The 7,681-nt window shown below is 73.9% G+C and carries 4 protein-coding genes; all 4 read right to left on the bottom strand.

All coding sequences use genetic code 11. From position 1 onward, the window contains the following. Nucleotides 1–175 precede the first annotated feature (175 nt). Genes ACZ60E_RS29050 through ACZ60E_RS29035 form a run of 4 tightly spaced genes read right to left on the bottom strand, consistent with a single transcriptional unit; the run spans nucleotide 176 to nucleotide 7,627 of the window. Nucleotides 176–2,008: an ABC transporter ATP-binding protein gene (locus ACZ60E_RS29050; RefSeq protein ID WP_469444257.1), complete on the bottom strand. Its 1,833-nt coding sequence runs from the start codon at nucleotides 2,006–2,008 to the stop codon at nucleotides 176–178. After that, complete coding sequence (locus ACZ60E_RS29045; RefSeq protein ID WP_469444284.1) at nucleotides 2,005–3,855, bottom strand: ABC transporter transmembrane domain-containing protein; 1,851 nt, start codon at nucleotides 3,853–3,855, stop codon at nucleotides 2,005–2,007. Before ACZ60E_RS29045 ends, ACZ60E_RS29050 begins: the two co-directional genes overlap by 4 nt. A gap of 56 nt (nucleotides 3,856–3,911) precedes the next feature. Next, the gene (locus ACZ60E_RS29040) at nucleotides 3,912–5,789 is read right to left on the bottom strand and encodes an ABC transporter ATP-binding protein (RefSeq protein ID WP_469444255.1); all 1,878 of its coding nucleotides are present in this window, start codon (nucleotides 5,787–5,789) and stop codon (nucleotides 3,912–3,914) included. Then, complete coding sequence (locus ACZ60E_RS29035; RefSeq protein ID WP_384807674.1) at nucleotides 5,786–7,627, bottom strand: ABC transporter ATP-binding protein; 1,842 nt, start codon at nucleotides 7,625–7,627, stop codon at nucleotides 5,786–5,788. Before ACZ60E_RS29035 ends, ACZ60E_RS29040 begins: the two co-directional genes overlap by 4 nt. Between the last annotated feature and the right edge of the window lie 54 nt (nucleotides 7,628–7,681).

Below are 7,681 nucleotides of genomic sequence, written 5' to 3'. Positions count from 1 at the left end.
GGACCCTAGACAAGTCCCATCGTTGCAGGTCAGGAGCACTCTCCGCTTATTTGATCAAGCCTCGGACGTCCCACCTCGTGAAAGCGCGAGGTTAGATATTCCGGGAGGCCGGATGGCCCGCACAAGCGTGGTTCCGCTCAGTGGACCCGAGAGGAAAGGAGGGGGGAATGACGGTTCAGGAGGGGCGCGGGTGCTCGCCGTGCCACGAGTGCCACAGGGACGCGTACGCGCCGTCGGCCGTCACCAGGTCCGCGTGTGTGCCCAGTTCGGTCAGTCGGCCGTCCTCCATCACGGCCACCCGGTCCGCGTCGTGCGCGGTGTGCAGGCGGTGCGCGATGGCGATGACGGTGCGCCCTTCGAGCACGGCGGCCAGCGCGCGCTCCGTGTGACGTGCGGTGGCCGGGTCGAGGAGCGCCGTGGCCTCGTCGAGGATCAGGGTGTGCGGGTCGGCCAGCACCACCCGGGCCAGCGCCAGTTGCTGGGCCCGCGAGCCGTCCGCGACCGGAGCCCCGCCCGGCGGCCCGGCGGGGCCGGCGCCCGGGGGACGGCCGCCGGGGCCCAGCTCCGTGCCGAGCCCGTCCGGCAGGTCCCGGACCCAGTCGTCGGCGCCGACCGCCGCGAGCGCCGCCCACAACGCGGCGTCGTCGGCGGCCGGATCGGCGATCAGCAGGTTGTCGCGGACCGTGCCCAGGAACACGTGGTGCTCCTGGGTGACGAGCACGACCTGCCGCCGCAGCTGCTCCGGGTCCAGCTCCGCGATCGGCACCCCGCCGACCGTCACCGAGCCGGAGCCCGGCACGTCGATGCCCGCGAGCAGCCGGGACAGGGTCGTCTTCCCGGCGCCCGACGGCCCTACGACGGCCAGCCGCTCCCCGGGCCGTACGGTCAGGTCGACCCCGCGCAGCACCTCACCGCCGCGGTCGTACGCGTACCGCACCCCCCGTACGTCGATCAGGTCGTCCACCGGGACCGGGGCGGGGGACCTCGACGGCGGTCCCGGCGCCGGCCCCGGGCCCGCGGGGGCGGTCAGCGGGGCCCGGCCCAGGCCCTCCACCCGTGCGAACGAGGCGCCGCTGCTCTGCAGTTGCTCCACCCGCATCAGGATCGTGTCGAGCGGCGACTCCAGCTGGCGCAGATACAGGGCCGCCGCGACCACGGCGCCCACGCTCATCGCGCCCCGCGCGTGCAGGGCCCCGCCCACCATCAGGACGACGGCCACCGGCAGGACGTTCGAGATCTCCACGGTCGTGAAGAACACGGACCGCAGGTTCAGCGTGCGCATACGGGTGCGCCGGGACACGTCGAGCGCGTCCCGGCTCGCGGTGACGCGCCGCCGCTGCAGCCCGAACGCCTCGACCGTGCGCGCGCCGGACGTGGTGGCCGAGACGATCTCGGCGACCTCCGAGGTGGCGGCGCCCTCGGCGAGGTAGGCGGGGCGGGCCCGGCGCAGATACCAGCGCAGGGCGAACCAGATACCGGCCTGGGCGAGCACCGCGCAGACGCCCAGCAGCGGATCCAGCAGGAAGACCGCGCCGATGAGGAACAGCGCCTGCACCGAGGAGATCAGCAGTTCGGGCCCCGCGTCCCGCAGGGTCGTGCCCACCGCGGCGACATCGGCGGTGCCGCGGGCCGTCAGATCGCCGGTGCCCGCCCGTTCCACCACGGACGCGGGCAGGGCCAGCGCCCGGTCGACGAACTCCTCGCGCACCCGCGCCAGCGTCCGCTCCCCGAACCGGTGCCCGACGAACCGGGCGGCCCGCGCCAGCAGCAACTGGGCGGGCGCGCACACCAGGATGACGAGCGCCAGCCGGTCCACGGCGGCGACCCCGGCACCGGCCCTGACCTCGTCGATGATGCGGCCGAGCAGCCACGGCCCGGCCAGACCGGCAGCGGCGGCCAGTGCGTTCAGGACGAGTACGGCGGTGAAGGCGCGGCCGTCCGCGCGGATCAGCCGGGCCGCGGCGGCGCGCACGTCGGCCGGTCCGGCGACCGGCAACTGCGTGCTCATCGCACGGCCCCTTCCGGCTCCTCCACGTCGCGCCCGCCGGTCTGCCCGGCCGCCGCGCCGTCCGGGTCCGCGTCGCGGGCCACCAGCGCCCGGTATCCCGGTTCGCTGTCGAGGAGTTCGCGGTGTCCGCCGACGGCCGCGACCTCGCCGTCGACCAGGTAGTACACGGTGTCCACCTGGTCGAGCACCAGGGGCGAGGTGCTGGTGACGAGGGTCGTGCGGCCGGTGCGCGCCGCGCGCAGCCGGGCGGCGACCGCGGCCTCGGTGTGCGCGTCGAGCGCCGAGGTGGGCTCGACCGCGAGCAGCACCTCGGGGTCGGCGAGCAGGGCCCGCGCGAGGCGTACGCGCTGTCGCTGGCCCCCGGAGAGGCTGCGGCCCTGCGCGTCGACGGCCGAGTCGAGCCCGTCCGGCAGCCCGAGCACGATGTCGTCCGCGACGGCCGCGTGCACGGCTCTGCCGACGGCCGCGTCGAGGTCCGTGCTGTCCGTGCTGTCCGTGTCGTCCGTGCCGGCCCGGTCCAGGCGGCCGGAGAGCAGCTCGCGCAGGGTGCCCGCGAACAGGTCGGCCTCGTTGTCGGCGACCAGGATCCGCTCCCGTATCCGCGGCAGGGCGATCGCGTCGAGCCGTACGCCGCCCCAGGTGGCCGCCGACCCGGTGTACCGGCCGAGCCGGTCGACCACGGCGGCGGACTCCGCCGGACGGGCGCCGGCCAGGGCGGTCAGCGCGCCCGGCACCACCCGGACGCCGGACCGCGGATCGTGCAGCACCGAGGGCTCCGCGGGGGCGTCCGCAGGGCCGTTCGTGGCGGGGTCCTCTGCCGGGTCCGCCGGGAAGTCGTCCGCCATCAGCGGCTCCAGGGCGAGGAAGCGTACGACGCGCCGGCCGGCGACCACGCCCCGGCTGATCTGGTAGCCGCACTCGACGAAGAACGCCACCGGGCCCACCAGGACCGCCGCATAGCCGTACACGGACACCAGCTCGCCGACGGTGAGCGAGCCCTGCGCGGCGAGCCGGGCCGCCAGCCACGTCACCACGGCCAGGAACATGGTCGGCAGCCCCACCCCGAGCGCCTGGAGCCAGCTGGTCACGGACCCGACCCGGTACCCCTGTTCGCGCAGCAGGTGCGAGTCCCGGCGGAAGGCGTCCGCGAACAGTCCCTTGCCGCCGAGGCCGTTGAGCACCCGCAGCCCGCCCGCGAGGTCCCCGATCCGCGCGGTCAGCGTGCCCTGCAGCTCGCGGTACTCCGTCTCCACGCCCCGCAGCCGTCCCATCAGGGGGCCGACGAGTACGACGATCACCGGGATGCCGGTCAGGACCACCGCGGCCAGCGGCGCCGAGACCGACAGCAGCAGCCCGGCCACGACGACATAGGCGACGACCGAGCCCACGCCGGGCCCCACGACGGTCAGGGCCCCGCTGATCGTCAGCACGTCGCCGACGCCGATCGTGACGACCTCTCCGGCCCCCGTCTGCCGGGACAGCCCGGCGCCCAGCCGGGTCGCCTGCCCCACGACGAGCTTCACCGTACGGAAGTTGGCGTCCATCCGGACCTTGGTCATCGTGCGGTGGCGCAGGAGGCCCACCAGGGCGTTGAACACCCCGAGGCCCAGCAGCGCGGCGCACCAGCCGGCCAGTACGGCGAGGTCACCCGGCTCCAGCCCGTCGTCGATGGCCCGGGACAGCAGATAAGGCGTCAGCGCGATGAGCACCAGCCAGACGGTGGCCAGCACCGCGCCCGCCGCCGACCGCCCCGGCTGCCGGGCGACCAGCCACCACAGGTACCGGCCGCCGCCACGCAGGTCGGGGACGCCGGGATCCTCGTACGCGAAGCGCTCCGGCCGGCCCATCCGCTCGGGGACCGTCCTCTCCGGGCCCATCCGCTTCGGGCCCATCCGCTTCGGGGTCACTCGGCGTGCTCCTCCACCAGGCTGTCCCGCCAGGCCCGGTGCAGGTCCGCGAACCGGCCCGTGTCCGTGACGAGCCGGTCGGGGCTGCCGTCCTCGACGATGCGGCCGTGCTCCATGACGAGGACCCGGTCGGCGATCTCGACCGTCGAGAGCCGGTGGGCGATGACCACCGCCGTACGGCCGCGCAGGACCGTGTGCATGGCCCGCTGGACGGCCCGTTCGCCCGGCACGTCCAGCGAACTGGTCGCCTCGTCGAGGATCAGGACCGCCGGGTCGGCCAGCAACGCCCGCGCGAACGCCACCAGTTGGCGCTGACCGGCCGAGATGCGCCCGCCCCTCTTGCGTACGTCCGTGTCGTAGCCGTCCGGCAGGGAGCTGATGAAGTCGTGGGCGCCGATGGCCTTCGCGGCCCGCTCGATTTCCTCGCGGGACGCGTCGGGGCGGCCGATGGCGATGTTCTCGGCGACCGTGCCGGAGAACAGGAAGGCCTCCTGCGTCACCATCACCACACCGCGCCGCAGTTCGGGCACGGACAGCTCGCGCAGATCCACGCCGTCGAGCAGGACACGGCCGGTCGTGGGGTCGTAGAAGCGGGCCAGGAGCTTGGCGAGCGTCGACTTGCCCGCGCCCGTGGAGCCGACCACGGCGACGGTCTGGCCCGCCGGGAGCGTCAGCGAGAAGGCCGGCAGCACCTCGCCGCCCGTCCGGTACGCGAACCGCACGTCGTCGAACACGACCTCCCGGCCCGGCAGTTCGGAGGCGAGCGGAGGCAGCTCACGCGGCTGCGAGGGTTCCGGCACCGAGGGGACCTGGGCCAGCAGACCCGCGATCTTCTCCATCGAGGCCGCCGCCGACTGGTACGAGTTGAGGAACATGCCGAGCCGGTCGATCGGGTCGTACAGGCGCCGCAGGTAGAGCACCGCGGCGGCCAGCACCCCCAGCGCGAGCGACCCGGACGCCACCCGGTACGCGCCCCACAGCACGATCCCCGCGACCGCCGTGTTGGCGACCAGGCGGGAGCCGACGACATAGCGGGCCATCTCCAGGATGGCGTCGCCGTTGACACGCTCGTGGCGGCTGTTGAGCGCGTGGAACGCCGAGTCGTTGACGGCCTCGCGGCGGAAGGCGCGTACCGGCCTGATGCCGTTCATCGTCTCCGCGAACTTCACGATGACCGCGGCGATGGCGGTCGACCGGACGGCGAAGATCCGCCCGGCGCGGCGCCGGTAGAGCCGGATGAGGAGGAACAGCGGGACGAACGACGCGACCGCGACCGCGCCGAGGCCCAGGTCCAGCCAGAGCAGCATCGTGGAGATGTAGACGAACGACAGGATGACCGTGATGAGTTCCTGGAGGCCCTCGCTGAGCAGTTCGCGCAGCGACTCGACGTCCGTCGTGGAGCGCGAGATGAGCCGGCCCGAGGTGTAGCGCTCGTGGAAGTCGACGCTGAGCGCCTGCGCGTGCCGGAAGATCCTGCCGCGCAGATCCAGCAGGACGTCCTGGTTGACGCGGGCCGAGACACGGACGAAGCCGTACTGGAGGGCGCCGGCCGCCACCGAGCACAGCGCGTACACCGCCGCCACCGCGATCAGCGGGCCGTGGTCGTCGGCGCGGAAGGCCGGTACGGCGCGGTCGATCGCGTACGCCACGAGCATCGGGCCCGCCTGCACCGCCGCCTGCTGGAGCAGCAGGAGGACCGCCGCGAGGACGACGCGGGCCCGCATGGGCGCGAGCAGGGAGCGCAGGAGGGTGGCCGTGGCGCGCGGGGGAGCGGGCAGGGCGTCACGGTCGAAGGGATCGCCGTCCTTGGGCGGCGGGTCCGCCGGACGGTCTCTGCTGTCGTCTGTCGGCGCGGTGGTCGTGGGCGCCGTCATCGGTTCTCCCTCTCGGTCGTCTCTGTCCTTCCCGACATCAGCCAGGCGTACTCCGCGCTCGTACGCAGCAGTTCGGGATGGGTGCCCACGGCGGTGATACGGCCGCCGGAGAGCAGGGCCACGCGGTCGGCGAGCAGGACCGTGGACGGGCGGTGGGCCACGACCAGGGCGGTCGTCCCGGCGAGGACGCGCCGCAGGGCCGCTTCGACCAGGGCCTCCGTGTGGACGTCCAGGGCGGACAGCGGATCGTCCAGGACGAGGAAGCGGGGGCTGCCGACGACCGCGCGCGCCAGGGCCAGGCGCTGGCGCTGGCCGCCGGAGAGGCTGAGGCCCTGCTCGCCGACCTGGGTGTCCGTGCCGTGGGGCAGCGCGTGGACGAAGTCGGCCTGCGCGACGGCCAGGGCGCGGGCGAGATCGGCCTCGCCCGCGGTGTCCGCGGCGCCCATGAGGACGTTCTCTCCCACTCCCGCGGAGAAGAGGGTGGGCTCCTCGAAGGCGACGGCGACGAGGGCGCGCAGTTCCTCCCTGGGCATCGCGGTGATGTCCACGCCGTCCAGCGTGATCCGTCCCGCGGTGACCTCGTGCAGCCGGGGCACGAGCGCGGTGAGCGTGGTCTTGCCGGACCCCGTCCCGCCCACGAGGGCCATGGTCTCGCCGGGCCGGATGTGCAGATCGATCCCGTCGAGGACGGGAACGCTGTCGGACTCGGCATCGGGATACCGGAACCGCACCCCGTCGAACCGGAGCCCCGCCCCGGCCCCGGACGCCTGTGCCGCCCCGGACGTCTGTCCCGCCCCGGACGCCGGCGCGGTGTCCGACTCCGGAGGCGCGTCCATGACCTCGAAGTAGCGTTCCGTGGCCGTCGCCGCCTCCTGGCTCATGGCCAGCAGGAAGCCGATCGACTCGACGGGCCACCGCAGGGCGAGGGCCGTGGAGAGGAACGCGACCAGCGTGCCGGCCGACAGGGAGCCGTCGGCCACCTGCACCGTGCCGAGCACCAGGGCCGCGCCGATGGCGAGTTCGGGCAGGGTCGTGATCGCGGCGAAGATCCCCGCGAGCAGCCGCGCCTTGGCCAGTTCCGTGCCGCGCAGGGTCCGGGACAGGTCACGGAAGGCGAGCGCCTGGCTGCGGTGGCGGCCGAACCCCTTGATGATCCGGATGCCGAGCACGCTCTCCTCGACGAGCGTCGTCAGGTCGCCGACCTGGTCCTGCGCCTGCCGCGCCACCCGCGAGTACCGCTTCTCGAACAGCCAGCAGACGATCATCACCGGTACGGCGGGTGCGAGCAGGACCAGTCCCAGCGTCCAGTCCTGGGCCAGCATGATCAGGACGCCCACGAGGATCGTCACCGAGTTGACCAGCAGGAACGTCAGGGGGAACGCGAGGAACATCCGCAGCAGCATCAGATCCGTCGTCCCCCGCGACAGCAGCTGCCCCGACGGCCAGCGGTCGTGGAAGGCGATGGGCAGCCGCTGCAGATGCCGGTACAGACCGGCCCGCATCGCCGCCTCGACCCCGGCGAGCGGCCGGGCGACCAGCCACCGCCGGAGTCCGAAGAGCACCGCCTCCGCGACCCCGAGCAGCAGCAGGTACAGCGCGCCGAGCCACACCCCGCCCGTGTCCCGGTCGGCCACCGGCCCGTCCACGATCCACTTCAGGACGAGCGGGATCACCAGACCCGTACAGGAGGCGACGACCGCGACGACGGCCGCGACGGCCAGCCGTCCGCGCACGGGCTTCACGTACGGCCACAGCCGCAGCAGGCTGCGGACGGCGGAACGGCTCTCGGCGGGCTGGGTCTCGTCGGTTCCCTCGGCGGGCGCAGGTGTGGTGGGCATCAGCAGCGAGCCTACGTTTCGGCACTGACAACACCCAGCGAGTTTTGGCCGGTC

It is taken from the genome of Streptomyces sp. NPDC102514 (genome assembly GCF_055584525.1).
Note: the sequence above shows the minus strand (reverse complement) of the source record. Positions and strands in the feature narration are given on the sequence as shown.

Bases quoted from the DNA above. Each gene is read 5' to 3' on its own strand.
- ACZ60E_RS29050 (WP_469444257.1), bottom strand. From the start codon at position 2,008: ATGAGCACGCAGTTGCCGGTCGCCGGACCGGCCGACGTGCGCGCCGCC.
- ACZ60E_RS29045 (WP_469444284.1), bottom strand. From the start codon at position 3,855: ATGGGCCGGCCGGAGCGCTTCGCGTACGAGGATCCCGGCGTCCCCGAC.
- ACZ60E_RS29040 (WP_469444255.1), bottom strand. From the start codon at position 5,789: ATGACGGCGCCCACGACCACCGCGCCGACAGACGACAGCAGAGACCGT.
- ACZ60E_RS29035 (WP_384807674.1), bottom strand. From the start codon at position 7,627: ATGCCCACCACACCTGCGCCCGCCGAGGGAACCGACGAGACCCAGCCC.